Here is a 25,470-nt window from a genome sequence, read left to right on the forward strand (position 1 = left end):
CGTGCACCGCAAAAATGTATTATTTCACTTTTTGCAAAGCAGATTGCACCTTAAGCAAATGTTTTTGTTTAAAATTTAATCTATAATTAATTCAGATGTCTTCATACAAGGAGGGTATTATGTTAACTTGGGCCTTGATATTTTTAATCATTGCACTCATTGCCGCAGCATTTGGATTTGGTGGAATTGCTGCAGCTGCAGCTGGAATTGCAAAGATTTTGTTCTTTTTATTTCTTGTCATCTTTGTCGTACTACTGGTTATGGGGTTACTTGCTCGTCGCCCACCGCCCCCATAAAAATCATTGGAGCCTATTAGGTTAAGTTTCGCCCGGAACCCCTTATTCCGGGCCCCAGATGTACGCTTCTATTTTGAAGTTAATCAAAAAGACGAATTTGCATTTTTTGAGAAGAACTTTGCCAAGCCCTCTTCATGATCTCGGTATTAAAAGAAATCCCAAAATCACCATGTTTATTGACCGCAATCACCCCCATTTCCCCGTTTAATTGCTTATGGCGTTCATGAATTACATAATCACAGGCTTCTTGTAAAGGCATATCAAATTCCACCATCATGGATATGGTGTGTCCCACTACATTCCTGATCAAATATTCACCCTCTCCGGTCCCGGAGACTGCGCAGGAGGTGTTATTGGCATAGCATCCTGCGCCAATCACACAGCTGTCGCCAATTCTTCCGGGAAGACAATTGCTGGTTCCGCCTGTTGAAGTTGCGGCCGCCAGGTTTCCCTGCATATCAAGAGCCACAGCTCCTACAGTCCCTTTTAGTTTCTTCTTCTGAATGTCCTCCAAAGTCTCTAATCGATTGAGAGTTTGGTACATTTCATATTGGTAGGGAGTTATAAAATAAGATTCAGCCTCAATCTCTACTTCGTGTTTTTTTGCTATCTCTAACGCCCCGTATCCCGAAAGAAAAACATGCCTTGTTTTTTCCATTACCAGTCTTGCCAAGTGGACTGGATTTTTTACAGTTCGAACCATAGAAACCGAGCCAGCACGTAAATCCTTGCCGCTCATAATGGAAGCATCCATTTCCACTTCACCTTGACAATTTAACGCAGAACCTCTGCCTGCATTAAATAATGGATTATCTTCAAGAATTGCAACCGTTTCCTCCACTGCATCCAGAGCCGAGCCGCCTTTTTCAAGTATGGAATAGCCCTTCTTAATTGCCTGGGCCATGCCCTCCTCAAACTCCTTTTGATGTTCTTGTAAAAAAGAATAATTCTCACTGGCACCGCCATGTACTGCAATAGCAATTTTATCCATCACCTATTATCCATTTATTTAGTATATTTACTTACAGGAATTGCAGGATTCGCTAAAGTGCGGTCCAATATTGAAAATTGACATCCTTTAACCAGAAGATGCACAATTAAATTTTCAACAAAAACCGCTTCACCTTCCTCTACATCAGTAATATTCGTTTGATCGATATTCCTGCCATCGATAATAACTACCATACCGGAGCCATAAACTTCGGCATCAGTTCCATTTCGAATGACCAAAGCAGTATCTTCCCCCAAACCAATACCTAATTGTTCCGGATTCATAATGATGGCATGGGCAAGCCGGCTGAATCGCCCTCTTTTTATAAAATGAGTATCAATGATACACGACAGTACAATCCCTAATCCTGAAGAAGTTAATAAATTACGATACCTTAAGGCCTCCGACAAACCACCCCCCGTTATCATTACTGTACCCATCACCATAGCGCCAGCACTGGTTCCAGCAATAATAAAATCACTATCTTTCATGTATCTATCTTTAATAATATTGACGATAGGGGTACCGCCTAAAATAGTAGATAATCGAAACTGATCTCCTCCCGTTAAAAAAATAGCCCCTGCATTTGCTGCTCTTTTTAAATACTCACTGTCACGCGCTTCACTTCTTTTTTTTATGGGAAGAAATCCTATATTGTTATAACCCATATCATGAAAAACTTTTTGATAAATTTTTTTTACTTCCTCCTGAATCTCTGAGCCTGTTGTAATAATTTCAATTTTTTTATTCGAAGGAGGAAGTATTTCATTTAGAATTTCATAGCGAGTAAATTCCTTTTTTTGCTCTACTATGTCTATCAGATCATTGTCGCCCTTGTCCTCGGCGCCACCGATAATTAATAATTTAGCCTTGGGTGTCATTATAAACCTCATTCACCATCTTGAATTGCTTTTCCTTTTTCTTCAGAAAATTGGTAGTCTCAAATACATCTTCAACTGCGCAGAAGATAAACGTATTTGGTTCTGCTATTTCCATCATATGTTCAATTGCCTCAATCTCATCTGAAATAATATTTAAAGAGGGTTTTAAATGGGAACGAAGAATTCCAGCGACTAAAAGACGGTTAATTTCATGATGGGTTCGCCCTCGTCCATCTTTGTCGTGACGGATAACAATCTCATCAAACATAGAGGCAACGTGGTAGCCCAATTTTTCTATATCTTCATCACGCCGATCACCGACAACTCCTATGATTCCAATTTTTTTAGCGCATTGAAGTGAATCAATATAATTTTTTAGTTCGCAATATGCGCCTTCATTGTGAGCATAGTCGACCATGATTTGACAATGAGGGAATCTAAAAAGATTCATCCTGCCGGGAAGGTTTTCCACGGTAGGATAGAAAACTTGCAGAGCTTCTTTGATTTTTTCCAAAGAGAAATGACTGATTACCCCCGCCAGTACTGCTGCCAATATATTTTGCATCATACCGGTTGCAGTACCTTGAAAACTGAGTGGTATTGATTTTATATCCGCAAGGGTAATGCGTTCTGATCCCCTCTGCACTATAATATTTCCCTGGTCAAGATAGGCAGCCAGCCCGCCTAGGCTACAATGCTTGCGAATGTGTGGGCTATCAAACATGCTAAAGAGGGCAATATTGCAGTGTAAATCATTTCTTAAATCGTAGGTAAAATTATTATCCGCATTTAAAATGGCATATCCTGTATCTTTGGTACTTCGCGCAACAACCGCTTTTACCTCTGCCATTTCTTCTAATGTATGGATATCATTTAACTCCAGATGATCTCCAGTGACATTGGTTATCACACTAATATCACATTCATCAAAACCTAAACCGGAACGCAGAATCCCGCCTCGAGCACACTCTAACACCGCATAATCAACCTCGGGATCATACAAAACAACTTGGGCACTGGCAGGTCCGCTGCAATCACCGCTATAGATTAATTTATTATTTATATAGATACCTTCTGTAGTGGTATAACCTGTATGATGATTTACAAACCGTGCGAGATGGGCGATCAACCTGACAACAGTTGTTTTCCCATTAGTACCCGTAACTGCAACTACCGGAATTCTTGATGTCAAATTCGCTGGATAAAGCATATTTAATATGGGTTCTGCCACATTACGCGCCATACCTTCATTGGGGGACAAATGCATCCTTAACCCAGGTCCTGCATTTACTTCAATAACCGCCCCCGAATTTTCATTAAGCGGACAACCGATATCTTGGGAAATGACATCAATTCCACAAATATCCAAATTCACCAGTCGCGCTACACGCTCCGCAAGAGAGATGTTAAAAGGATGGACTATGTCTGTAACGTCCCTGGCTGTTCCCCCGGAACTTAAATTGGCAGTTTCTTTTAATTTTAAAATATGTCCTACAGGTAATATACTTTCGAGAGTGAGGTTATTCTGTTTTAAAATAGAGAAAGTGGATTCATCAATTTTGATTTTTGTCAGTATATTTTCATGCGACTCGCCTCGATTGGGATCCTCATTCACCTGCTTAATTAATTCATTGATTGTAAGTTTTCCATTACCTGTAATCTGGGGGGGAGTGCGTTCAGCTACAGCAACTACTTTATAATTTATCACTAAGAATCGATAATCATTTCCCGTTATAAAACGCTCTATAATTAATTCATTGGAAATTTTTTTTGCCAGTTCATACCCAAAATATGCTTTATTCAAATCAGTGATATGAGTAGTTACTCCTTTCCCATGGTTGCCATTATGCGGCTTTATAACTAATGGGAAACCCAATTGGGCAATCGCATCTTTAAGAGACTCCTCAGAATTGATAATCATGCCCTCGGGAGTCGGAATAAAATTTGCCCTCAGGATGTGTTTGGTCAACTCTTTATCAGAAGCAATATCAACCCCAATGGAGCTGGTTTTCGAAGACACAGAGGCCCATATCTTTTTTTGATTTCGTCCATATCCAAAGGTAATTAAAGAAGTGTTATTATGGCGTTTCCAGGGAATTTTTCTTCTTTTAGCTTCCTCCACAAGGGCCTGGGTGCTTGGTCCTAAACTTTTTCTTTTAAAAATCTCTTTGAGATGGTTGATTGCTTCCTCTAGGGGATATTTTTTTCCCTCGGCAATGGAGCGTATAAATTCTACCGCTGTTTTTCCTGCATGCAACCCGGCTTCCTCTATTTGATAAGCAAAGATGACATGATAGACGCCATAATCTTTAGTCCCATAAGTTCTGCCAAAACCGCAATCCATTCCGGCAAGATATTGCAACTCCAAAGCAACATGTTCAATCACATGCCCTAACCATGTACCTTCCTCAACCCGTTCTAAGAATCCACCCTCCACTCCCAAGGAACAGCGGTGACTTTTTAAACTAGGTAGCTCCTGAACCAGTCTTTCCTTAAATCCAGCCAAACGATTTGTAGGAAGCTCCTCATATTTTTCTAAATCCAGTTTGATAACGATAAGTTCCTTTCTATAGTTTGACCAATAATTAGGACCATTCAATATCTTGGTTTCTAAAATGTTCATTCGCATTCCTTAGCATAAAATGAATTACCAAAAACTATTTTTTAGCATAGAAAGAATTTTCAAATTCTTCAAATAATTAGAAAATAATTCATTGATGATGGGCGGGAACTAATGGATTTCCTTAATTGTTTTTGGAAAAATAAATTTTGAAAAAAACACCTGCATCCCTTGATTCAAGGAATGCAGGTAAGTGGGTTATTTTTTTACATTACAAGTAATTTGCGTACAATCCCTGCAATGTTTTTGTGCAAAAGTGAATGATTTGGAAGCAGAAGAAGTTTTCTCTGACATTTTCTTGTCTGCATCCTGATCCGCTCTTTTATCACTTGAACTTGCATTGGTAGTACAAATCCAATTGGACTTCATTGAAGTCTTGGTGGTGTTAGAACTTGAGCTTGAACTGCTACTGGAACTATTATCATCAGAAGCAAATGAAGACATAGAGACTAACACCATACTGCTGAATAATACTCCTGCTAAAATTTTCATGCTTCCTTTCCTCCTGTATAAAATCCTGTTATTGTTGTTTTAAATTCAGGCGCTGAAAAATTTGGCCAATGACTTTTGTCGAAACCAGGGGCATTTTTCAAATGCTGTTTTTCAACATTAAGAATAAAACAATCATCTTTGTTATCATACAAAAAAAGATTCCAGGGCACTGCAAAAAATTTATTTCCGAAACCTAGAAAACCACCAAAATCCAATACCAGATAGTTCACTGTTCCAGATGCCTTATCTATTACAACTTCTGCAATCTCGCCCAGATTTTCATTGGCACTATTAATAACCTTGGTGCCTGTAAGTTCGCCGGATTTAACAATTCCTCTGTTTTCCATAATAAGACTCCTTCCAAAGCGATCCTTTAGTGATGCAATTTTTTTTGGAAATCTTGCACGGCTTTTTTGGCTTGCTCTTGAGTGTAGCCATAATGCTTTCTTAATTTTCCGTAGATTTCTTCCTGATTTCCTTCAATTTGTTGCAGGTCATCATCTGTAAGCTTTCCCCAAAATTGCTTCATTTGACCTTTGATTTCCATCCATTTCCCTTGAAAAATATTCTGATTCATTATTTTCTCCCTAAAATATCAGATTGATAGTTTTATTAATGCAAATAAAGACTAGACAATTATTTTGGAAAATGCAAAAAAACAGAACTGAATAGGCAAATAATTAGCAAAATCCTTAGGTAAACCCAAGGGTTACCCTTGGAAATGCTAATGGTTTGCACTAAGGGGCAATCAGGGATTCATATGGGTTTGCATTACAGTAACAGGATGTCCTTTAAACTCATCCTTATCTATAATATTCCATCCCAACGATTGATAATAAGCAGGGATAGTTCGATCAAAAGCAAAAAGATAAAGTATCTCATATCCCATTTTTTTTGCTTGTTCCTTAGTTACCTCGATAAGCCGCCTCCCAAGACCTTGGCTTTGGTACTCGGGTCTTACAGTTAAGGAGCCTAGCCATGGCATTAAATCAGGTCGAATCCCATCATTTTCACGTAAACTGCACATTCCCACCGGCATTTTTCCATCAAATGCAACAAAAGTCATAGGCAATTTATCAGCGTTAGCATGTTCAAGAAAACGTTGCTCAACGACTTTAAGCGGAACATCAGGCAACCAAATGCTACCCAGAACCTCATGCCAAATGCGGGCAAGCTCCGGGATTGCATCAAGATTATTTTGTAAAAGTTCAATTTTTAACATTTTTAAATATCCCTGTTAATATAAACCTGTAGCGCCCGCGGCAATACCCATTTTAATCATTTGCTGCAAAGGGCAAAATTACAATTTTAAAGTTGCATGCTAAAGCATGTAAATAGCAAATTCCCCTCTCCGATACTATTTGGTCATTCCCAGGAAGAGGTGAGTCATTTATTTTCATTATTTTATAAATTATCTGGGGATTAATAGATGCGGTTTTGTTAAAATATTTTCTTTTAAATCAAACAGCTATTAAAAATAAGAATTTGTAAATTATGAAAAAATGGTTAAACAGTAATTTTATTCCTCGCGCACGCTTAAATCATTATCAATTAGCAGGATGGAAACCTGCCCGTGTTGCCGAGTCTGGGCTAGGTTGTAAGCTCCAAGCCGACGTAATGATTCCCATGCCAGATGGGGTCCATCTTTCTGCAGATGTGTACACGCCTGCAAAAGCGGGTAAATATCCAGTTATCCTCCAGTTTTCTGCTTACAACCGTGATTTACATACAACAGGGCTGCCTTCTGGAAATAATGAAATTGGCTCCCCTCCTGTTATTACTGATAGGGGCTATGTGCAGGTAGTAGTTACTGCGAGATCGATTGGTCGCTCTGAAGGCGATTTTCAACCTTGGCAAAATGAGCAAGAAACCCAGGATCATTACCATTGTATTGAATGGGCAGCACAGCAACCCTGGTCAAATGGCGATGTCTGTTTGTTTGGCACTTCTTACTACGGAATGAATCAGGCCAGTGTTGCTTCACTTAACCCGCCTTCTTTACGGGCCTTTTTTGCAAATGAAATTTGTACTGATTTTTACCGTCATGTTTTCCATTATGGTGGAGTATTTAATGCCGGTTTTATGAATCTATGGGTAGGGGCTAACTTTAACTCACCTACAGTACATCGCTATGTAGCGCCATGGAAAAGGGCCTTAATCAGCTATTTCATCAGTTATCCCTGGTTCTGGAAAAGGTTTATTAAACCCAATTTAACTAAAATTGTGCAGGAATTTAAAAAGAATCATCCCATACCCGAGGTGCTGCAATGGTACATTCACCTAATGATAGATAGCAATTCAAGAGAAGAGACTAAAATAACCCAGGGACCATTTAAAAGATTAAACAAGATTGATATTCCTTTTGTCGTTGCACAAAACTTAGGCAACATTGAATTGCATCAATTTGGTTGCTATGACCTTTTCGAACACTCCAGTACTCCGGCTAATAAAAAATGGATGATTCTTGGTCCGGCTGAATATGAGTTGCCTGTCTATTCCTGGCAATTGGAGGCTCTTGCCTTTTTTGATCATATACTCAAAGGAGTGGACAATGGTTATGCCAATTTGCCTCCGGTACGGTATTGGGTTGAAGGGAAAAATCAGTATGAGTCTGCCACAAGCTTCCCCAGCCCGGAAACCCAGGTACGCAAGTTTTATCTCGAAAAATCCCAGGAAGCGGAGGTGCGGGGATTACAACAACAAATCCCCGCAGAAGCTGAGGATTGCTGGATTTCTATTCCCCCAGGTAGTGAAGTCTTGCCTGGTATAGAACAATTTGAAAAGCAAAAACTGGCTTATGAATTACTTTTCGAACAAGAAACAACTATTGCAGGCCCTATTACCGTACAGCTTAAATTCAGTTGTAATGAGATTGATTCCTATGTAATCGCCCGGTTAGGGAAAATGGACCATGACGGAAAATATCATCCTTTATCCATGGGTCACCTTCGACCAGCTACCCGCACCGTGGATGAAGACAGTGGTTCGCGCTGTGAAGTGGCAATTAATACATCCATTGTGACCCCTCTTCAACGTAATATTCCTGTTTTATTGCGCTTTAGCATGACCCCAGTGGCTACCCTTTTAAAAAAGGGGGAACGATTACTTTTAGAATTTGCCAGCCGTAGCGATCAATTGTTTGTCAGTATGAAAGAGGGATTTCTGGTTCCGGATACAGTTGTTCCTCCTTATTTTTGCCGCAACAAAATTCATTGTGGCGCAGATTCATTTATAGAACTTCCCTGCGAGCAGAAAGCGCAATTGAGTTAGCCAATAACTCCCCGAGGATTTTTTGTAAAATCCCTCGGGTTTTCCTCTAATCCTCGATAGTCATCTATACTAAACAATAGTTTTGTAACCCTCATAAGGAAGAATAATGAACGCTCATTCCGGTAGTGGACGCGGTGATTATCATGTCCTGTATCAAGGACAATCTGTAGATGACCTCATTATGGAATATATGGAAGAAAATAACATTCCGGGAATTTCCCTGGCTATTGTCCAAGCTCCCTATATTACCCGGGTAACAGGTTATGGATTGGCTGATACAGAAAAAAAACTTCTGGTTTCGACACGCACACTCTTTTATGTCGGTCAATTAACCCATGCATATACTGCAGTAGCGATAATGCAGTTAAAAGAAGAAGGGAAATTGCAATTAGATAGCCCCGTTTCAGATTATTTATCTTCTCTTCCGCAATCATGGCAAAACATTAGTATCCGTCAATTATTAACCCATAGTTCCGGGCTCCCTGATTATACTAAAAACGCCAACTTTTCCTTTTATAAAGAGTATCAACCAGAAGATTTGTTGCATTTACTGCACAATGAGAAATTGCATTTCCCCCCAGGCAGCAAAATGCTACCCAGTGCCACCAACTACTATCTGTTAGGGCTTATCATTGAAAAAGCAAGCGGCATGAATTACGAAGAACATGTAATAAAAAATCAAATTACCCGGGTGGGTTTACAACGGACGTTTTTTGTCAAAAATAGTTCTTCAATTGATAATGAAGTCAATAATGGCACCCTTCCCCATACACATAGCAAGTTTTTACTCCAGCCCTCCTATATAAATCCAGTGGAAGTTGCTTTAGGGTATGACAATGGAAATAAAACTGTTCCGGCAATTACCTGGACAAGTACTTTTTCTCACTGTGGAATCATTGCTTCTGCCGAAGACATTAGCCAATGGGATATTAGCCTTGCAGGATCTGTTTTAATCAAAGAAAAAGAAAATAGGGATTTTCTATATCGCTGTATTACTCTGGATAATAATACTTCAATTCCTGGAAATGCAGGGTGGCTATTTCCCGGACATCCAGGATTAATGGAAATTAAGGGAAATACCCCAGGTTTCTCCGCATTTTTAAGTCGTTTTACCGCACCCGACGAACTTTTATGTGTCACCCTCTTGGCCAATAAAGAAAATTTAACGGATTTGGATATCCTGGGACGAAAAATTGCTGCAGCCTTTGACAAGAAACTCGGCGCTCCTGAAGGATCTGGATCGCAAACACTGCAAAGTCCTTACCCTGTCTCACAAACAATGGAACGGATAATTGATATAATTACCCAGCAAGGCGGGAAAATCTTTGCTCACATCAATCACAGCAGCGAAGCTCAAAAAGTGAATCAAACCTTACTTCCGACAGAAGTGCTTATCATCGGCAACCCCGCTAAAGGAACTCCTTTGATGCAAGAAAATGCAGCAATTGCGCTGGACTTACCCTTGCGCATAATGGCTACAGAAGATACCCAGGGTCAGGTATGGTTAAGCTTCACCGATCCAATTCTGTTAGGGAAGAAATATCATTTACACAATGAGGAGTTAAAACAAATCGCTACTGCATTGCGTATGTTGTGTGAGAAGGCTGTATCTGCCCAAAGTATAATTTAAGTTTATATACTATCTTAATCCGGGTGATGCCACTGCACACCGGTTTGCAGTATTTTAGCAAACCGGTATGCGCCTTCTTTGAAATACAGTCCTAAAGTGCAATTATGGGTCAAGTTTTTTCTTCTATTTCAAAATGTTGAATTAAGGAAGTACTTTCTGGTGACAAGGTAAAACTCACTTTCAGGGTTGCTTTTTCGCCTTCAAGGAGAAAATATCCACGTAATTGATTTTCGGGAATAATTCTGCTAATTCGACGAATTCTCCCTGCCTTAGCAAATAATTTTTGGGTTTTCTTTTGTAACGATTCCACTGGTGAGTCCAGGAAGAAGTTCCCTGCAAATAATCCACTTTTTTTTGCATCGCTCCACTCAGGTAATAATTTTACCAGTGCTTTTTGTCTGTCCTTTAATATTTGTGAAGGGGGTAACTCTCTGGGCTTGAGTCGTGCCTCTTTAATGAGCTTATTTATTACGCGCACGTTGGTTGCTTCTGCCGCAGCATAGGTTACATTGGTTAATAAGACAACACCAAGACCGTATTCAGGTACAATAAACCAGTTACTTCCAAAGCCAGGTAATCCCCCCGTATGCCCTACCGCGATGGTATTATTACAATCTTGCGACCACCTTAACCCAAATCCGTATGCATTTATTGAGGGACAAACCCTGCCATATACGCGGTTTTTGGGGTTGAGGGCATAGATTCGCCACGGTTGATGCATTTCACGGATAGAGCTTCTTTTGATTGGCCCAGTTTCTGGATCATCTCGTGCCGGCCAGGCAGATTGATGCAATCCCACATAATGGCCAAACGATTCAATGGAGGCAATCATCCCCCCCATAGAAGCATAACTTCCATCGTGCAGAAGGGGTTCTTCCTGCCAATGATCATTCACCCATTGATAACCATGCGCTAATTGATTGGGGCGAAGCTGTGCAAATTCCCAGGCTGCTTGCTCCATGCCCAGGGGCTTCCATATATTGGCCGCAATATAATCCTGATAGGAAATCCCTGCTACATTTTTAACTATCAGTCCTAAAAGGGCATATCCCAGGTTGCTGTATTCAAATGACGTCCCTGAAACATGCGATAACGCTATTCCCTGTCTTACCAAAGCGACGAGCTCCTCATCCGTCTTACTCAGGTTTCTATCTCCCCAGGGATTATCTTCCGGGAACCCGGCAGAATGAGTTAATAAATCGCGGACAGTAATCTCTGCTGCGTCTTGGGTTAATTTTAGATTTTTTAGCTCAGGGATATAAAAAGAGGCAGGGTCATCCAATCTTAGCCGCCCTTCATCCCGAAGTTTTAAAATTGCCATAGCAGTGAAACTCTTGGTCATGGAGGCGATGCGGAACATGGATTGAGGCGTAACAGGAATTTTCTTTGCAATATCCGTATACCCCCCGTTCCCTGTATGTACTAACCGACCATCCAGAAAAATCCCGTATGCATACCCAGGTACATGATTTTTTTCGGCATATTTCTTGTACATTTTATCAATAACGGGAAATAACGGCTGCATTTTTGCAAGCCGTTTATTTTCAGTAAAAACGGGCGGAAGATAGGATGAGTGATTTGCAGTTGCCACCACCGGAAACAGGGCAGCAAAAATAAGCATTTTTTGGGGGATAAACCGATACATAATAAAATCAAACCAATCCAAAAAAGGGAAGTATATACTATTTAATTGACTGAATCAGACATAAAATGAAGAATAAAAAGAACTGGAAATTGCCCCAATTTAAAACTGGAATAATCGAATGAATTTCTCAACATTGCTAAGGATGATGCGGTTTTGGCCTCCTTTTTGGGGGGCCGGAATTAGCGTAAAGAGCTTTAAGCGGGATGGAACCCAAATTATTGTGCAAATGAAAATGCGCTTTTGGAATAAAAACTACGTGGGAACACATTATGGAGGGTCCATGTATTCGATGACGGATCCTTTTTACATGTTAATGCTTATGAATTTACTGGGAAAAGGCTACATTGTTTGGGATAAATCGGCCTCGATTCGCTATAAAATACCGGCTAAAGGAACTATTTATGCACGCTTTGAGTTATCTCACGAACAGGTTGAAAAAATCCGACTTGAAGTGAATGAAGCCAAAAAAATTGAATCGGAGTTTTTAATTCCTATAACTGATGAAGAAGGGAAAGTGGTCGCTGAAGTAAAAAAAATTCTGACCATCATCAAAAAATAATTATTGGGATAATTATCACCATTAGCTTCCAAAGGTAAAAGTGTATATTTTAAGACCGGGCTCATTTGTAATAATTTGTAAATTGCCGCTGGTGAATTTATTTTGTGAAACTAATTCATATAGGGAATATTTATCGATTAGAAGGCTCTTTGCCTGAATTTTTTTACCGGATTGTTCGTCAGTTAAAATCACCTGGACTTTGATGGGTTTTGTGGCGCTGTTCCCCATCACCGCATAGACCTTGCGGGCATTAAAATGTATTTTTATAGCCGCATTGGCCTCCTCCGACATGACATGCTCGGCAGTGACTTGCCATAATCCGTCCAGGCCCCATTCGTTTATGGATAATTCGCTAGGAAAATGATATTGCGTGGTCCTGTCTTTAGTAAATTTGGGACTGTAATAGGGATCTGCCTTCGTATAGCCTAAATAAGTTTCCGGGGTTTGGGTTAGGTTAAATGAAGTGCCTTTTAAAGATCTTAAAGTAGCCAGATCCTTAACTCCCAATAAAAAACGAATATTATTCTCCATAACATCATATTCTCCCTCGCCAAAATGTTTATAGACTACATATCCCTTTTTATTAATTAGAAAATGGGCAGGCCAGAAATGATTATGATAATTTCTCCAGGTTACAAATTGGTTATCAAGCGCTACAGGATATAAAATTCCATACTGCTTTACTGCTGCTCTAACATGTTCCAGATTTTTTTCAAAGTCAAATTCCGGAGTGTGAATACCAATTATCACCAAGCCTTTTTCATGGTAACGAGAGTACCAATCTTTAATGTAGGGCAGCGTGCGCAAACAGTTAATGCACGAATAGGTCCAGAAATCGATTAAAATAACTTTCCCATGCAAATCAGATAAATCTAATGGAGGTGAATTAATCCAGGCATCTATACCTTGTACAGGGGGTGCTGGATAGGAAAACCATAAGCCATTAATCAGGGAATTGGAAGTTTTAATGCCTGTTTGAGGAGAAACTGAAGACGAAACGACATCTCCTTCAAAATAGACCATATAGACAACACTTGCGATTATCACTCCCCCTAAAAATTTACGGAAAAGAAGGGCACGCCGTTTAAAGAACGTGAATGTGTTCATCAGATTCTTGCCATATAGGGAAATAATGAACATAGGAATTGCAGCCCCCAGGGCAAAGGCACTCAAAGTAAGGAAACTGATAATCGTTGTTTTCTGCAAGGCCGTTTGTACGATAACCGCAGCCAATATCGGTCCGGCACAAGGAGTCCAAACAATGGCAATAACTCCCCCAAAAAAGAGCCCATTCCAAAACCCTCCTTTAGATTGATCGGCGGAAGAAAAAAAGTTGCCTATGCGTGCAAATCCCTGAGTTATTTTGGCAAAGCGTTCAGTTAAATAATTCGAGAGCATAATGAACCCTAAAAGGAGCAAAATGCCGTACCCAATATTCCGAACCCAATTAAAATCAATATCAAGGTAATGCACCAATTGATGAGAAAAAAATACCAGGAAAGAAAAAAATAAAGTAAAACCAATGATAATTCCGAGGGGTCTTTTTTTGGATCCCGTGAGTGAACCCGCCAAAAAAATAGGCAGGATAGGTAAAATGCAAGGGGAAATAATAAGCCCGAATCCTTCAATAAACCCCAAGAGAATATTAAGAAAATTTGCTTCCATTTTTATTCCGGGAGTAACGGTAAAATGCAAATGAGGGGTAATGTATTGAGGCAGACAGGAGTTTGTTGACGTACAAACTTCTTGCCGTCTTACAAGCGCACATGAGCACCACTTTCTTGGAGACGTTTCGCAACAACCAATTGAATATTATCGCGCGCGCGCGGTGGAAAATATTGATAAACGGCTAAAAAATCCCGAGCATTAATCGTAAGGAACTGACAAGCAGTTATAGTACTGATGCGCGCCGTTCTGCGTATATTACGGAGAATGGCAATTTCCCCAAACACATCACCCGCCCCCAAAGTATTAACGCGTTTCCAACCCATGGATTGGGTTTTTACAGAAACTTGCACGCTCCCGCGAATGATAATATAAAGCTTGTCCCCTACTTCACCTTGCTCTATAACAATCTCTTCAGGTCTATAGTTTGCAATCACACATTTATCAGCAAGCATTTTTTGTTCAATAAGACCTATCCCTGTAAAAATAGTTGCGCGAGAAAGTATCGGAATTATTTCTGATTGAGATAGATGGTTACTCGGTTCCATATCACTTTCTCCTTATAGATAATAAAAACTCTCTAATTAGAGTATAGATTGATTTTTATAAAAATTGGGCGCAACTTACGACCGTGAGACAGTAAAAAAGTAGAGAACCTAATCAAGTTTTAGGAATCTTCTTAGTTTACCTGATTCAGGATAATCAAACTGCGTTACTTCAAATAAATTTACTTGCGGCTGTGTCAAACCAAGTTGAATTAATCGGCTAGCGATTGTTTTTTGCAATTGTATTTTATCCACAGAACCCGTAGCTAAAATCTTAATGTCTGCACCATTTTTTGTTTGGATAACCTGATATTCTCGAATATTTTTTTCGAGCAGGATAGGGGTTACAAAAACCAGGTGATGAACAAAAATGTTATCGGGGTAAAGGAAATCAAATTCCGGCCTGCCTTGTGGTTCTACGATAAGTTGATGCTGTATTCCGCATTCGCACGTCTTATCCAAAAACACTAATTGGTCGGAAAGCTCATAGCGAATCAAAGGTAAGGTATAATTATATAAATTAGTTAAATAAATCTTTTGAGGCACTACTGTTTTCTCAACACGGTGACCCTTCTCATCAACTGGCTCAACAATGCATAAGTCATCATTTAAATGCATCTCCTCGGAATTAGCCTGGCAGTTTACCCCCCATAATCCCTCAGATGATCCCAGAGTATTAAAAAGGTTAACTTCAGGCCAAATGCTGGTAATTAACTCGCGTATGGGTTTGTATAAAGGCTCTCCGGAAACGCCAATAATTTTGGGTTGCGCTTTCAATCGTCCTTCAACAGCTTCTTGGCATAATTTATAAATGGTTGTTGGTGTTCCTAATAAGATGTCAGGTCGAATCTGGTTAAGACCATCCACAATTTGCCTGATTGGCAGGGTTACAGGCAAATAAAACTTTTCTATGTTACTAAAGAAAAATGTTTTTGAAATGGAATACATTGCATAAATTGTGTTGGTAATAACCACCTGGGCGACTTTTAGTTTTTGGCAGGGATCGATTAACCGCTGGGAACGATTATGGTTATATAAAGGATAACGAGCGGTAGATAAATAGAAATAATTCCATTCATCCCAATCATAAACATACACTCCTCTATTACCACTTGAGCCGCTGCTTGCCAGCACATGATAACGATTATTCAAATACAGGGTATCCTTATCGCAACGCATTTTTGCGATATGCTTTTCAGCATGGGCCAGGGAAAGTTTTCTATCGGTTACAATTTCATTCCAGTTTTCCATTAAAATATTTTTATTCATAACCGGAATTTCACTTAATCTTTCTTCACGGAAATTCTCTACATCAATATGAGCCAAAGATTTTTGGTACCAGGGTGAGTAGGATTTTGCATAAATTAATATTTTTCTAAGCCGCTCATTGCGAATGTGTTGCAGCCTTTGCTTGGAACAAAATAATTCATTTCTAAACTCAGGATAACTTGCAAGTAAGTCTTGAGTTTGTTTCAGCGTCAGCGCCCTGGTCTTTGAGGACCGATCGGGAAAATTTTTAATTTTAGCGAGAGCCCGACTGTAATAATTTGATAATTCAAATAATGTCATGCCAACCTCTTTAATTCATTTCCTCAAACCAGCTCTGAATGCACTCAATATTTCGTCAGAGTTTTCTCTTGCGCGTTAATCCTTTTTTTAATTCTTCGATGAAGTCATCAAAATGATTCCATTTTATATTTGGATGTATATAAAATAAGGGTTGTCCTTTCATCCTTGGCTCCTGCCCTGTTTTTTCCACTATTACAGGAACTGCATCGCAACTTTCCAGCGATAAAACAGGAAGGGTATACAATTTTATTTTATTATTTTTTGTGCGCATAAAAACGCCCACGCCATGCCACGGCTGCACAGGGTCTCCAAAAGCCGTAGTTGTTAAAACAGCCAATTGACCTGGTTTAGCATGGATTGTCCAGCGGATGTAATCAGGATAGCAGAGACTGAGAGGCTCCTTTGGCAAATCACGATCACTGCGAATTTCCGCCATATAATTAATGGTTGCATGCCATGCCTGCGACAACATGGATTGCCGTAAATATTCAAGCAGTTTATTTCTGGAGGGGGAATTGCGTGGTTGAGGATTACCGATAAATGCTTCAATTGTAACATAATCATCCTGGGTCAACTTGGCATAGGGTTGAAACAGATGCCGGGTAAGCACGCTATACAACTCGCTATAGTCCTCCTGGTGCACTTCACTATAGAGCGACAGTTTTTCATATCTTACTGTATAAATTAATGACTTGAATAAAGGAATGAATCTTCCTTCAGGATTAGTAATTTCCGGGTCAGGATCACACTCGATTGCCTTGTTAATCGTTTGCTCCATGTTATAGGGGTCCAACAGAGGTAGCATTAAGTGTTTATAAAAATTTCCTACCTGCTCTCGGATAACTGTTTTTTCCTCTTGCGTTTTTTGAGGGAGATTATTTTTTATAATATGCTGATAATCACTGATTTCTACATAATTTGAAAAACCTAACTTGCTTATCCACCAGCGTAAATGATTCTGATATTGTTTAATGGTTGTGTATTTTTCATTCAAAAATTGGTTAAACCGATTACCATCACAAATCACAGTAAAGGAGGCCATCTTGTTGCTGAGACCTGCAATTGTACTGCTGTAAATCAAATCAATTGTTTTAGCGATCTCAACTAATGCAAGTAAAAAATTTATTTCCGATAAATCAGGTAAATTGCCTCGGGTTTTAAGAGGGGATGATACTTTATACGGTAAGGCAGGGATAACCATTTTTATCGGTTTGTGCTCAGCAATTAATTTTCTTATTTTTTCAGCTAAAATCCGCCGGGAAGTATTTGATTTCGAGCCTTTTAAAAATTGCCGATCAAACATGACTTCCGTAATTACTTCAGAAAGACTGATTTTTTGTGCTGAATTTAACCCATATTCTTTAAAGTTTTTCCTGGCCCTGATTTTTGCCGCAGAGGCTCGTTCGAGAATAAACGTGTCTGATGCCGATAAAAGGGTGGGAATTAGGCGTTCAATAATTATTTCTGCATTGACTAATAAAGCTTTTTTTGAAAATTCTTCAGAACTATAAAGCTGATGTTTTGAGCGCTGATTTATATTATGCATAAAATGAGCACTAATAACAGCCTCGCGTTGTCGATTCAAACCGACTTGATATATACCTTGTGACTCATATTCCCGAGCTTCAGTTTTCATAGAATGTTTTCATTCCCATACAACAAATGTCGTTCCCCAGCTGCTTTATTTCCTGGATATCGCGACACCCTGTTAACATCATCGTTGTTTCCAACTCTTCTCTTAGTAAAGCCAACATGGATTGCACCCCCTCCCTTCCGTTAACGGCTAATGCCCAAAGGATAGAGCGGCCTGCTAACACAGCATCCGCTCCCAGGGCAAGAGCTTTAAACATATCCGTGCCCCGCTCAATGCCCCCATCAAGAAGAATCATGGTACGCCCGGCAACTGTTCTAACCACATCAGATAAAGCTGTAATCGTAGACATAGCGGTATCTAGTTGGCGGCCACCATGATTGGAAACAACAATTCCGGCAACGTTAAGGCTGCATGCTTTTTCTGCATCAAGAGGATTAAGTATTCCTTTTAAAATTATAGGTAAAGCCGTCAAAGATTGTACCCACTCAATGTCTTTCCAGGTTAGAGATGGATCAAACTCATGAGCAGTAAACTGATGCAGCACTTCACTGTTAGCGGTGCTGGTAAAATTCCCAGTGGAAAGCTCTGGGGGAAGAACAAATGGATTACGGATATTTCTATCCCGTTTACCTGTTATCGGTACCCCCACTGTGATTAAAATTGCTTTATATCCCGATTTTTCTGCACGATGGATCAAACTTGCAGTCAATTCTCTGTTTTTAAAGATGTAGACCTGCAGCCAGAGGTTCTCATTTGAGGAAAAATGAGCAATGTCTTCAAGCGACCTGTTTGACATGGAGCTCACAACCATAGGGATTCCGCAAAATCCAGCTGCTTTTGCAGTACTTACCTCGCCTTCTTCGTCTAAAAGCTGGTGGAAAGCTGTCGGGGCAATAAGCAGCGGAAAAGTTTGTTCCAAACCCAACAGACAAGTCGCAGTTACAATGCAAGAGACATCTTTTAGGCACAAAGGTCTGAGGCTGATATTATCAAAAGCATCCCTGTTATTCCTTTTGGTAATCTCATCACCTGCGCCAGCATCAATAAAATCAAAAATTTTTTTGGAAAGCTTTCTTTTTGCTAACAATCGGTAATCAGAAACAGTTGCTGGGATTCTCATTATTTAGTCTCGTTCCAGTTTACTTATGGCCATTGTTTTGCGAAGTTTTCTATTTCTTGAGCAAAGTAAATGGTTTATGTTAAGTATAGAACTGGTCGATTTTTTTACCTAATTGCTGCAGACAGGGGAATATTCTCGAAGAGGTTTACAAAATAATTGGCCTAAAAATAATAAAAGGCCAATCAAATCGGCTACCCCACCGGGGCTGATTCCTGCTTTTGAAAAAAGGCGATGTAATTCCGTCGCCTTCTGATGGCGGGTGAATAAGCAATCAATTACAGCAAGCTCTCTCACTTTCGCTTGTGCATAATCCAATCCCAATTTTCCCTTTTTATAAAGGATATTCGTATCATCCATGGTCTGTAAAAGTCCAATATAGGCAAACAAGCAGGCAAAATCCAGGGATTGGGTGTTTAGAAAAATGTCGATGAAATCAGGAAGAAGCTGGAAAATCGGCGCATAGCCTTGTATTGCCATTTGCTTGGCATCAATGACTTTATATTGTCGACGCACGATCGCCCCGTGACTGTCAGGGTTTCCTGCATGGAGCTGCAAATGTTTAGGCCAATCCCTTAATAACTGCTGATGTACATCAGCAGGAGTAAAGCGCGTCTTGGCCTGAGCCAGGCGAATTACGGAAACACAAACAATACCCAAAGCAAAAATAGCACCCCGATGAGTATTCACACCCCCGGTTTTTTCCAGCATCCCCTGCTCCGCTTCAATAGCGATTTGTTTTAAATCCTCAAAACAATGGGTGTGACGTCCTTTTTTGGTAATATGATAAAAATAATGACGTAAGGTAAACAGGCTTCGATAAAACGTTTCGCCATCCATATCCACATGCGCACCCGCATCGATAAAACTGACCAGACCCGGTTTGGGATACGCTTTCACTTCTAAGTAAAGTGCTCGGACCGCCATTTTGGCAAGTGATCTTTCACAGCAAGGGGTAGTGTTCATAAAGTTCAGCTTTTGCTAGTAATTCAACTTTCTCTTTGCTTTTACACAGCACTTTTTCTGCAGCTACATCAAGTAGTTCCTTGATTGGGATATCACCAAAAAGAGAAAAACGTACCTCTCCATCAATCGGACGGTTAAACTTGTGGGTTAACTCATCAATTGTATTATGCAAATCAACCCAGGACTGCCCTTGATAATGAATCAGTAGATCCAGATCAGAATCGGGGGTAACAAAAGAGCATCCCGATAAAAAGTGAAATAAAAAAGAGCCGTAAACCGCGATATTCGCAACGGGGGGCATAAAACTTTTTAAGTCATTTATTCCATAGTGACAGGAAAAAAAATCCTGCATCCTATGCAGTTGAGGAGGTGGGGTTTGTTTCTGGACAAATAATGGGTCAACCTGTAAACCGACTCGTTGTTTTTTATTCTGGAGCAAAAGGGTCAACCCCAGATTCAATTTTTTCTGTAGGGGGATTTGGGTGGCGTAAATACAAGGCAACCCTTTGTTAAGCCAATAGAGCACTTCATTCTTAATTAATCTCTGATCTGCATGACAGGAGTTGATGGTAATCTCCGCATCGGGGTTGAGATAAATTAAATGGTGTCGTTGCGGATTCATAAATAGTTGGTTACTTTATTAATAATCGAATAAGCAAGTTTTCTGCCCCCCCGCTCACTCCCCAGCAAGGCACGATCGTCTTTAGGATTTTGTTTCTGGATGGCTACATTAATTTTATCCGCAAGTTCAGAGGGGTTCACAATCTCATGTAACCCTCCAAGTTCATAAAAATTTTGCACGCCCGGTGCAAAAACGGAAAATGTTTTACTCAACTCTTGAAGTGTACTTAATTCTATTTTGGTGACTTTGGCAATACCCTCCAGCCACATCACCGCCAAAGCTGCATCCGGTAAAGCCAAAATGGTATCTGCAGTTAAACCATAAGCGATAAAAGCGCCACCTAACGCTTTGTTACACACTAGGGATATTAAAATATTCCCTTGTTGGCGAAGACATTCCAAACACTCCAGCAAATGTCCAAAATATTGTTGCATCCCCAACCATTCATCCCGCATTGTTAACTCTTGACCCGCTACATCAACTAAAAGCAAAACAGGATCAGTAGATTGGCTTTCAAGAATATCTATTACATGCTGTGCCATAATCAAAGCCTGCTCTGCACCAAGAAATATTGACTCCTTAACCCCAAGAATATGAAGCCTTTGCTCCTTGAGAGTCGCCTGGCCATAAATAACCGATTGATTTTCTGTTAGCTTCACTTCTTGAGAAAATATCTGTTTGAGAAGGTCCTTTATTTCTACCATTTCTTATTCCTGTCATGTATTCAGCCTGAATGCCTGGCTTTGCCCTAAATTACGATTTTATATTTTTTACCGCCTGTAAAAATGATTTTTCGTCCATATCAAAAAGAGTTACAGCATAGTCAGGGGCAATATGATTAAGGTAAGCCCCCTCTTCCTGAAAACCTTTTGTCTCTTCAAACCGTTTTTTTAACAAAGCATGTTTTTGCTTCATGGAGTGAAGTTCGAGAGGCACTCTCTTATCAAGAGCAGCAATTAATCGCTCGCGTATTTCTGCAACATCTGAACTGACATAACTTTGAACAACATCCTGTAAATAACGGGTTTTTCCTCCATATACACGCCAAACCAAAGCCCTATCCTTTGAATCGAATGCTTTGACTCCTGCAACAGCTTGAATTACTTCAGGGCCGGATACCCCTATACGCCCTATTTCATTAATTATAAGGTAATCCAAACAAGCAGAAATAATACCCATACCCCCAAAAGCACCATTTTTGCCACAAATTATACCTATAGTGGTGATTCCTGCTTGCCTTGCCTCAAAGACAGCGCGAATCGTTTCTGAAATGGCAATTTCTCCAGCATTTGCCTCATGTAAACGGACTCCGCCGCTGTCAATGAGGAGAATCACTGCCTTGGCTTGAGTTTTAACTGCAGCTTTGAACAAGCCGGTAAGCTTTGCTCCATGGATCTCGCCTACAGCCCCCCCCATAAAATCCTTTTGTTGGGAAGCAATGAGCACTTTGTTTTTGTGCAGCAATCCAGAACCAATGATAATGCCGTCGTCAGCTTCACCGGGCAAATTTAAGGCGGCCAAATAGGGACTATATAACTTTTCATCAGCAAGCCACTCAGTGAAGGAGTCTTTATCGAGAAGTATTTGGATTCGTTCACGTCCATCAAGCTCTGCATAATTGTTGCCCATGGAATAATGACCTTTAAATTCCTCCAAGGCTTGGGCTAAGCGTAATAAAACCACTGCCGGGGTCGCTCCATTATCATTAAGGGTAAAGTTCAAACCCACCGGTTGGTTTTGCGTCATAAAATCCCCGATCACCATTTTCCAAACCGGTTTATAATGTTCCACCGCCGTCTGGATTGTAAAAACAGTCTCGCAACTCGCATTAGCCTCAATGATGACTTCCAAGTTACCTGAGCCAACCACCCCACATACTGTTTTTTTACCTTCAAGAGGTTTGCCAGAAAGCGAAAAACGAAATTCCATGTATTCCATATTTTTGCCCTACCAATTTCTAAATTTTACTGGGGGTTCATATAAACCCTGTGAGCAATCAACAAGGTCCCGAATAGACTTAGCTGCCAATAAATCGCGGGTTGCGTCAGAAACTTTGATTCCCAAATCTTCAGGACGTTTTATCACTCCACGCTGACGCAACTCCTCCACTTTCATCCGATCACGGGCAATGCCTACCTCAGTATATCCTGCGATGCCGCGGATGGCTTGTTCACGTTCCTCAAGATTGCGGCACAAGAGGAGATTGGCAATGCCTTCTTCGGTTACTATATGGCTCACATCATCCCCATAAATCATTACGGCAGGTAAGTCAGCATTCATCGATTTTTGCAAGGCCCAGGCATCCAGATGTTCTACAAATGTAGGTTGTGCCGAACTCTGGAATGTTTCTACCATTTGAATTACCAATTTTCTGCCCCGCGGCATTTTAGTTGCCAATGCCTGACTGCGCTCTTGTCCGGCTTTCAACCAGGCATAAGAAGAATGCCGTCGACCAGGAGCATCACAGCCCATATTAGGCGCACCACCAAAACCTGCAATACGCCCCGCAACTGCTGTTGAGCTGTTTCCTTCAAGATCCATCTGCAAGGTAGCACCGATAAATGCATCACACGCATAATGTCCAGCCAACTGGCCTAACATCCGGTTGGAACGTAATTCTCCTTCTTTGCCTGTAAAAAAAATATCAGGGCGTGCGGCTGCGTAACGATTCATTCCCACCTCGCCCCCGAAAGGATAAATTGTCTTGACAAATCCAGCCTCAATGGCAGGGATTAAGGTAGGCAATGGATTTACTATCCAATGTTGCGCTATTTTTCCCTTTAATCCCAATGATTCCCCATAGGTAGGTAAAAGCAACTCGATGGCGCAGGTATTAAATCCTACCCCATGATTTAAGATATTCACTTGATAAGGGGCATATATCCCTTTAATGACCATCATTGCCATCAATATTTTAATTTCATCTATTTGTGCTGGATCCCGGGTAAAGAGTGGTTCAATATACGAAACTTCCGGACCTTGAACAATGACATCAACCCAATCTCCGGGAATATCAACTCGCGGTAATTGCTCAACCACCTCATTAACCTGCACAACGACCACCCCGTTTTTGAAATTCGTAGCTTCAACAAGCGCAGGTGTTTCCTCGGTGTTTGCACCGGTAAACAGATTACCCTGCCTGTCTGCCTTGTCTGCCATCAACAAACAGACATGGGGAGTCAAATCGGCTACCAATCGCCCAAAAAGTTCATTATAAGTATGGATATTACCAATCTGGATTTTTTTATCTGTTACCATGTGGGCAAGGCGAACGGATTGGGGGCCAGAATAAGAAAAATCAATACGGTTTGCGATACCTTTCTCAAAAATATCGAGGTGTTCCGGCAAGGCTATTGCCGATTGGATCATATGTAAATTATTTATCTCCACCGGATTTAACTGAGCCAGAGTTTTAGCCAGGAAACTGGCTTGCTTTTGATTATCCCCTTCGATACATACGCGGTCACTCGAACGGATAAGTTTAGAAAGTACGGTGACTAAATCATGCGCCTTTACAAATTTATTGTGTTGAAGATAAGGTTTTACCCCAGACAGACGTTTTATATATTCTTTTTTAATCTGATCCCACATTATTGCTTCCTGCTTAAATTTTTTTAATCTCATTTCTCACATTAGGAAATACCTAGTATTCTCGACTACACCCGCATCCTAACCAAAGCCCTTGATTAGTGGAGCTTGAGTCGAGGCTTTACCCGCCGGCTTAATAAATTCGACAAGGTAAGTAAAAAAACTCGCCACCAGCCATATAAAGATACCTGGTGCTGTTTATGTAAAGATAAATAAAATAAACGTGCCAATTTACCTTCTATCATAAACCTGCTGGTAATTTTACCCATTAAATTACCAATTACATGATGGCTTAATGTAACTAAAGAGCCATGATCATGATAATGATATACAGGCAAAGGTTTTCCTTCGAAATATTTAGGCAAATTTTTATACAAAAAACTTGCTTGTTGGTGTGCCGCCTGTGCCCGCGGGGGAACGGTCTTACCAGTATTGGCCTGTGGGCAACTCGCACAATCGCCCAAAACAAAAATAGAATCATCGAGGGTCGTTTGTAAGCTTTGCTTTACTAACAGCTGATTGAGGTGATTCACCTCCAACCCATCTAGTTGACGTAAGAAATCCGGAGCTTTAATACCTGCTGTCCACACTACAAGATCCGCAGGAATAAATTCATTTGCCTGGGTATGCAACCCCTTTTCAGTCACTTCGGTAACTTGTTGATTAAGGCAAATTTTTACGCCCATACGTGTCAATTCCCCAGCCACCTTTTCTGAGAGATCCTCTGGCAGTGCGGTCAATAATCTGTTTGCCGCTTCAATCAGAGTAAAAGAAATAATATCAGGTTGAATACCTATCCCATAATTTATGATCTCGTGGATGGTGCTGTGTAATTCTGCGATTAATTCAATTCCCGTAGCCCCTCCTCCGACGACCACCAGATTAAATTGACTCTGCTGGGATTGCTGGGAAAGACGCATGCAACGGTTTAATAACTCACGATGAAAATAAATTGCCTGTTGAATATTGTCTAAAAACAAACAATGCTCGCGCACTCCAGGGACATTGAAATCGTTCGCCACACTGCCTACGGCAATAATGAGAATATCGTATGGGATTGCCCGTTTGGGCAGAACTTCTTCATCATGGCTGTAAAAAGGCGACAAATAGATTTCCTTTTTACTTCGATCCAGGCCCTCGAAAGCACCTAAAACAAAATGAAAATGATGCGTCGCTGCATAGGCGAGATAATCAATTTCATTCTCATTGGTAAACAAGCTGCCTGCCGCAACTTCATGTAAAAGCGGTTTCCAGATGTGAGTAGGTGAGTAATCTACTAAAGTAATAGATGCTTTACCGGTTTTGCCAAATTTATTGGCCAGCATTGCCGCAAGCTCCATTCCTCCCGCACCGCCACCTACAATAATGATATGGGGTATTTTATTGGACATGAAAACTTTCCATGGAATAAAACATTATT

Annotated in this window: 23 protein-coding genes; 4 read left to right on the top strand and 19 right to left on the bottom strand. The window is 40.4% G+C overall.

The features are described from left to right. Nucleotides 1–119: 119 nt before the first annotated feature. The gene (locus KYQ_RS18920; protein ID WP_010654452.1) at nucleotides 120–296 is read left to right on the top strand and encodes a DUF1328 domain-containing protein; all 177 of its coding nucleotides are present in this window, start codon (nucleotides 120–122) and stop codon (nucleotides 294–296) included. Nucleotides 297–375: 79 nt separating this feature from the next. Here the strand turns inward: KYQ_RS18920 and KYQ_RS11715 are convergent, their stop codons facing one another. From KYQ_RS11715 to KYQ_RS11745, 7 genes are all read right to left on the bottom strand, one after another. Beyond that, nucleotides 376–1,287, bottom strand: coding sequence for an isoaspartyl peptidase/L-asparaginase family protein (locus tag KYQ_RS11715; protein ID WP_010654453.1), 912 nt, complete (start codon nucleotides 1,285–1,287; stop codon nucleotides 376–378). 14 nt (nucleotides 1,288–1,301) lie between these two features. Then, entirely contained in the window at nucleotides 1,302–2,168 is an 867-nt protein-coding gene (locus KYQ_RS11720; protein WP_010654454.1) for a cyanophycinase, read from the bottom strand. Next, nucleotides 2,152–4,791, bottom strand: coding sequence for a cyanophycin synthetase (gene cphA, locus KYQ_RS11725; RefSeq protein ID WP_010654455.1), 2,640 nt, complete (start codon nucleotides 4,789–4,791; stop codon nucleotides 2,152–2,154). The genes KYQ_RS11720 and cphA overlap by 17 nt, the downstream gene beginning before the upstream one ends. A gap of 195 nt (nucleotides 4,792–4,986) precedes the next feature. Then, entirely contained in the window at nucleotides 4,987–5,280 is a 294-nt protein-coding gene (locus KYQ_RS11730; protein ID WP_010654456.1) for a hypothetical protein, read from the bottom strand. Next, a complete protein-coding gene (locus tag KYQ_RS11735) occupies nucleotides 5,277–5,627 on the bottom strand; it encodes a PRC-barrel domain-containing protein (protein WP_010654457.1) in 351 nt (116 codons plus the stop codon). The genes KYQ_RS11730 and KYQ_RS11735 overlap by 4 nt, the downstream gene beginning before the upstream one ends. Nucleotides 5,628–5,653: 26 nt before the next feature. Next, a complete protein-coding gene (locus KYQ_RS11740) occupies nucleotides 5,654–5,857 on the bottom strand; it encodes a CsbD family protein (protein ID WP_010654458.1) in 204 nt (67 codons plus the stop codon). Between the two features lie 171 nt (nucleotides 5,858–6,028). Further along, nucleotides 6,029–6,502, bottom strand: coding sequence for a GNAT family N-acetyltransferase (locus KYQ_RS11745; protein WP_010654459.1), 474 nt, complete (start codon nucleotides 6,500–6,502; stop codon nucleotides 6,029–6,031). Between the two features lie 272 nt (nucleotides 6,503–6,774). Between KYQ_RS11745 and KYQ_RS11750 the strand changes: the two genes are divergently transcribed. Beyond that, a complete protein-coding gene (locus KYQ_RS11750) occupies nucleotides 6,775–8,550 on the top strand; it encodes a CocE/NonD family hydrolase (protein WP_010654460.1) in 1,776 nt (591 codons plus the stop codon). Nucleotides 8,551–8,656: 106 nt separating this feature from the next. Next, nucleotides 8,657–10,180, top strand: coding sequence for a serine hydrolase (locus tag KYQ_RS11755; RefSeq protein WP_010654461.1), 1,524 nt, complete (start codon nucleotides 8,657–8,659; stop codon nucleotides 10,178–10,180). A 109-nt stretch (nucleotides 10,181–10,289) separates the two neighbouring features. On the opposite strand, the gene KYQ_RS11760 is transcribed toward KYQ_RS11755, so the two are convergent. After that, on the bottom strand, nucleotides 10,290–11,825 hold the full coding sequence (locus KYQ_RS11760) for a serine hydrolase domain-containing protein (RefSeq protein ID WP_010654462.1): 1,536 nt from the start codon (nucleotides 11,823–11,825) through the stop codon (nucleotides 10,290–10,292). A gap of 118 nt (nucleotides 11,826–11,943) precedes the next feature. On the opposite strand from KYQ_RS11760, the gene KYQ_RS11765 reads away from it, so the two are divergent. Further along, nucleotides 11,944–12,384, top strand: coding sequence for a DUF4442 domain-containing protein (locus KYQ_RS11765; protein ID WP_010654463.1), 441 nt, complete (start codon nucleotides 11,944–11,946; stop codon nucleotides 12,382–12,384). A gap of 21 nt (nucleotides 12,385–12,405) precedes the next feature. On the opposite strand, the gene KYQ_RS11770 is transcribed toward KYQ_RS11765, so the two are convergent. From KYQ_RS11770 to KYQ_RS11820, 11 genes are all read right to left on the bottom strand, one after another. Then, nucleotides 12,406–14,049 (bottom strand): redoxin family protein, encoded by a 1,644-nt coding sequence (locus tag KYQ_RS11770; protein WP_010654464.1) that lies wholly within the window; start codon nucleotides 14,047–14,049, stop codon nucleotides 12,406–12,408. An 89-nt stretch (nucleotides 14,050–14,138) separates the two neighbouring features. Then, nucleotides 14,139–14,597 carry a cyclic nucleotide-binding domain-containing protein gene (locus KYQ_RS11775; protein WP_010654465.1) on the bottom strand — a complete coding sequence of 153 codons (459 nt, stop codon included), beginning with the start codon at nucleotides 14,595–14,597 and terminating at the stop codon, nucleotides 14,139–14,141. 108 nt (nucleotides 14,598–14,705) lie between these two features. After that, complete coding sequence (locus KYQ_RS11780; RefSeq protein WP_010654466.1) at nucleotides 14,706–16,163, bottom strand: phenylacetate--CoA ligase family protein; 1,458 nt, start codon at nucleotides 16,161–16,163, stop codon at nucleotides 14,706–14,708. A gap of 55 nt (nucleotides 16,164–16,218) precedes the next feature. After that, a complete protein-coding gene (locus KYQ_RS11785; RefSeq protein WP_010654467.1) occupies nucleotides 16,219–17,799 on the bottom strand; it encodes an L-tyrosine/L-tryptophan isonitrile synthase family protein in 1,581 nt (526 codons plus the stop codon). Continuing rightward, nucleotides 17,789–18,877 carry an alpha-hydroxy acid oxidase gene (locus KYQ_RS11790; RefSeq protein ID WP_010654468.1) on the bottom strand — a complete coding sequence of 363 codons (1,089 nt, stop codon included), beginning with the start codon at nucleotides 18,875–18,877 and terminating at the stop codon, nucleotides 17,789–17,791. The genes KYQ_RS11785 and KYQ_RS11790 overlap by 11 nt, the downstream gene beginning before the upstream one ends. A 108-nt stretch (nucleotides 18,878–18,985) precedes the next feature. Further along, on the bottom strand, nucleotides 18,986–19,840 hold the full coding sequence (locus KYQ_RS11795) for a triphosphoribosyl-dephospho-CoA synthase (RefSeq protein WP_010654469.1): 855 nt from the start codon (nucleotides 19,838–19,840) through the stop codon (nucleotides 18,986–18,988). Continuing rightward, a complete protein-coding gene (locus KYQ_RS11800; RefSeq protein ID WP_010654470.1) occupies nucleotides 19,818–20,462 on the bottom strand; it encodes a phosphoribosyl-dephospho-CoA transferase MdcG domain-containing protein in 645 nt (214 codons plus the stop codon). The genes KYQ_RS11795 and KYQ_RS11800 overlap by 23 nt, the downstream gene beginning before the upstream one ends. After that, a complete protein-coding gene (locus KYQ_RS11805) occupies nucleotides 20,459–21,166 on the bottom strand; it encodes a biotin-independent malonate decarboxylase subunit gamma (protein ID WP_010654471.1) in 708 nt (235 codons plus the stop codon). Before KYQ_RS11805 ends, KYQ_RS11800 begins: the two co-directional genes overlap by 4 nt. A 49-nt stretch (nucleotides 21,167–21,215) precedes the next feature. Further along, on the bottom strand, nucleotides 21,216–22,400 hold the full coding sequence (locus KYQ_RS11810) for a biotin-independent malonate decarboxylase subunit beta (RefSeq protein WP_010654472.1): 1,185 nt from the start codon (nucleotides 22,398–22,400) through the stop codon (nucleotides 21,216–21,218). A 9-nt stretch (nucleotides 22,401–22,409) separates the two neighbouring features. Beyond that, complete coding sequence (mdcA, locus tag KYQ_RS11815) at nucleotides 22,410–24,053, bottom strand: malonate decarboxylase subunit alpha (protein WP_010654473.1); 1,644 nt, start codon at nucleotides 24,051–24,053, stop codon at nucleotides 22,410–22,412. A gap of 95 nt (nucleotides 24,054–24,148) precedes the next feature. Then, nucleotides 24,149–25,441, bottom strand: a complete 1,293-nt coding sequence (locus KYQ_RS11820) for an NAD(P)/FAD-dependent oxidoreductase (protein WP_010654474.1) — start codon at nucleotides 25,439–25,441, stop codon at nucleotides 24,149–24,151. Nucleotides 25,442–25,470 lie beyond the last annotated feature (29 nt).

This window comes from Fluoribacter dumoffii NY 23 (genome assembly GCF_000236165.1).
GTDB lineage: Bacteria > Pseudomonadota > Gammaproteobacteria > Legionellales > Legionellaceae > Legionella > Legionella dumoffii.

Bases quoted from the DNA above. Each gene is read 5' to 3' on its own strand.
- mdcA (WP_010654473.1), bottom strand. From the start codon at position 24,053: ATGTGGGATCAGATTAAAAAAGAATATATAAAACGTCTGTCTGGGGTA.
- KYQ_RS11810 (WP_010654472.1), bottom strand. From the start codon at position 22,400: ATGGAATACATGGAATTTCGTTTTTCGCTTTCTGGCAAACCTCTTGAA.
- KYQ_RS11750 (WP_010654460.1), top strand. From the start codon at position 6,775: ATGAAAAAATGGTTAAACAGTAATTTTATTCCTCGCGCACGCTTAAAT.
- KYQ_RS11715 (WP_010654453.1), bottom strand. From the start codon at position 1,287: ATGGATAAAATTGCTATTGCAGTACATGGCGGTGCCAGTGAGAATTAT.
- KYQ_RS11775 (WP_010654465.1), bottom strand. From the start codon at position 14,597: ATGGAACCGAGTAACCATCTATCTCAATCAGAAATAATTCCGATACTT.
- KYQ_RS11785 (WP_010654467.1), bottom strand. From the start codon at position 17,799: ATGAAAACTGAAGCTCGGGAATATGAGTCACAAGGTATATATCAAGTC.
- KYQ_RS11780 (WP_010654466.1), bottom strand. From the start codon at position 16,163: ATGACATTATTTGAATTATCAAATTATTACAGTCGGGCTCTCGCTAAA.
- KYQ_RS11760 (WP_010654462.1), bottom strand. From the start codon at position 11,825: ATGTATCGGTTTATCCCCCAAAAAATGCTTATTTTTGCTGCCCTGTTT.
- KYQ_RS11720 (WP_010654454.1), bottom strand. From the start codon at position 2,168: ATGACACCCAAGGCTAAATTATTAATTATCGGTGGCGCCGAGGACAAG.
- KYQ_RS11790 (WP_010654468.1), bottom strand. From the start codon at position 18,877: ATGAGAATCCCAGCAACTGTTTCTGATTACCGATTGTTAGCAAAAAGA.
- KYQ_RS11820 (WP_010654474.1), bottom strand. From the start codon at position 25,441: ATGTCCAATAAAATACCCCATATCATTATTGTAGGTGGCGGTGCGGGA.
- KYQ_RS11770 (WP_010654464.1), bottom strand. From the start codon at position 14,049: ATGGAAGCAAATTTTCTTAATATTCTCTTGGGGTTTATTGAAGGATTC.
- KYQ_RS11755 (WP_010654461.1), top strand. From the start codon at position 8,657: ATGAACGCTCATTCCGGTAGTGGACGCGGTGATTATCATGTCCTGTAT.
- KYQ_RS11765 (WP_010654463.1), top strand. From the start codon at position 11,944: ATGAATTTCTCAACATTGCTAAGGATGATGCGGTTTTGGCCTCCTTTT.
- cphA (WP_010654455.1), bottom strand. From the start codon at position 4,791: ATGAACATTTTAGAAACCAAGATATTGAATGGTCCTAATTATTGGTCA.
- KYQ_RS11800 (WP_010654470.1), bottom strand. From the start codon at position 20,462: ATGAATCCGCAACGACACCATTTAATTTATCTCAACCCCGATGCGGAG.
- KYQ_RS11805 (WP_010654471.1), bottom strand. From the start codon at position 21,166: ATGGTAGAAATAAAGGACCTTCTCAAACAGATATTTTCTCAAGAAGTG.
- KYQ_RS11795 (WP_010654469.1), bottom strand. From the start codon at position 19,840: ATGAACACTACCCCTTGCTGTGAAAGATCACTTGCCAAAATGGCGGTC.
- KYQ_RS11740 (WP_010654458.1), bottom strand. From the start codon at position 5,857: ATGAATCAGAATATTTTTCAAGGGAAATGGATGGAAATCAAAGGTCAA.
- KYQ_RS18920 (WP_010654452.1), top strand. From the start codon at position 120: ATGTTAACTTGGGCCTTGATATTTTTAATCATTGCACTCATTGCCGCA.
- KYQ_RS11745 (WP_010654459.1), bottom strand. From the start codon at position 6,502: ATGTTAAAAATTGAACTTTTACAAAATAATCTTGATGCAATCCCGGAG.
- KYQ_RS11730 (WP_010654456.1), bottom strand. From the start codon at position 5,280: ATGAAAATTTTAGCAGGAGTATTATTCAGCAGTATGGTGTTAGTCTCT.
- KYQ_RS11735 (WP_010654457.1), bottom strand. From the start codon at position 5,627: ATGGAAAACAGAGGAATTGTTAAATCCGGCGAACTTACAGGCACCAAG.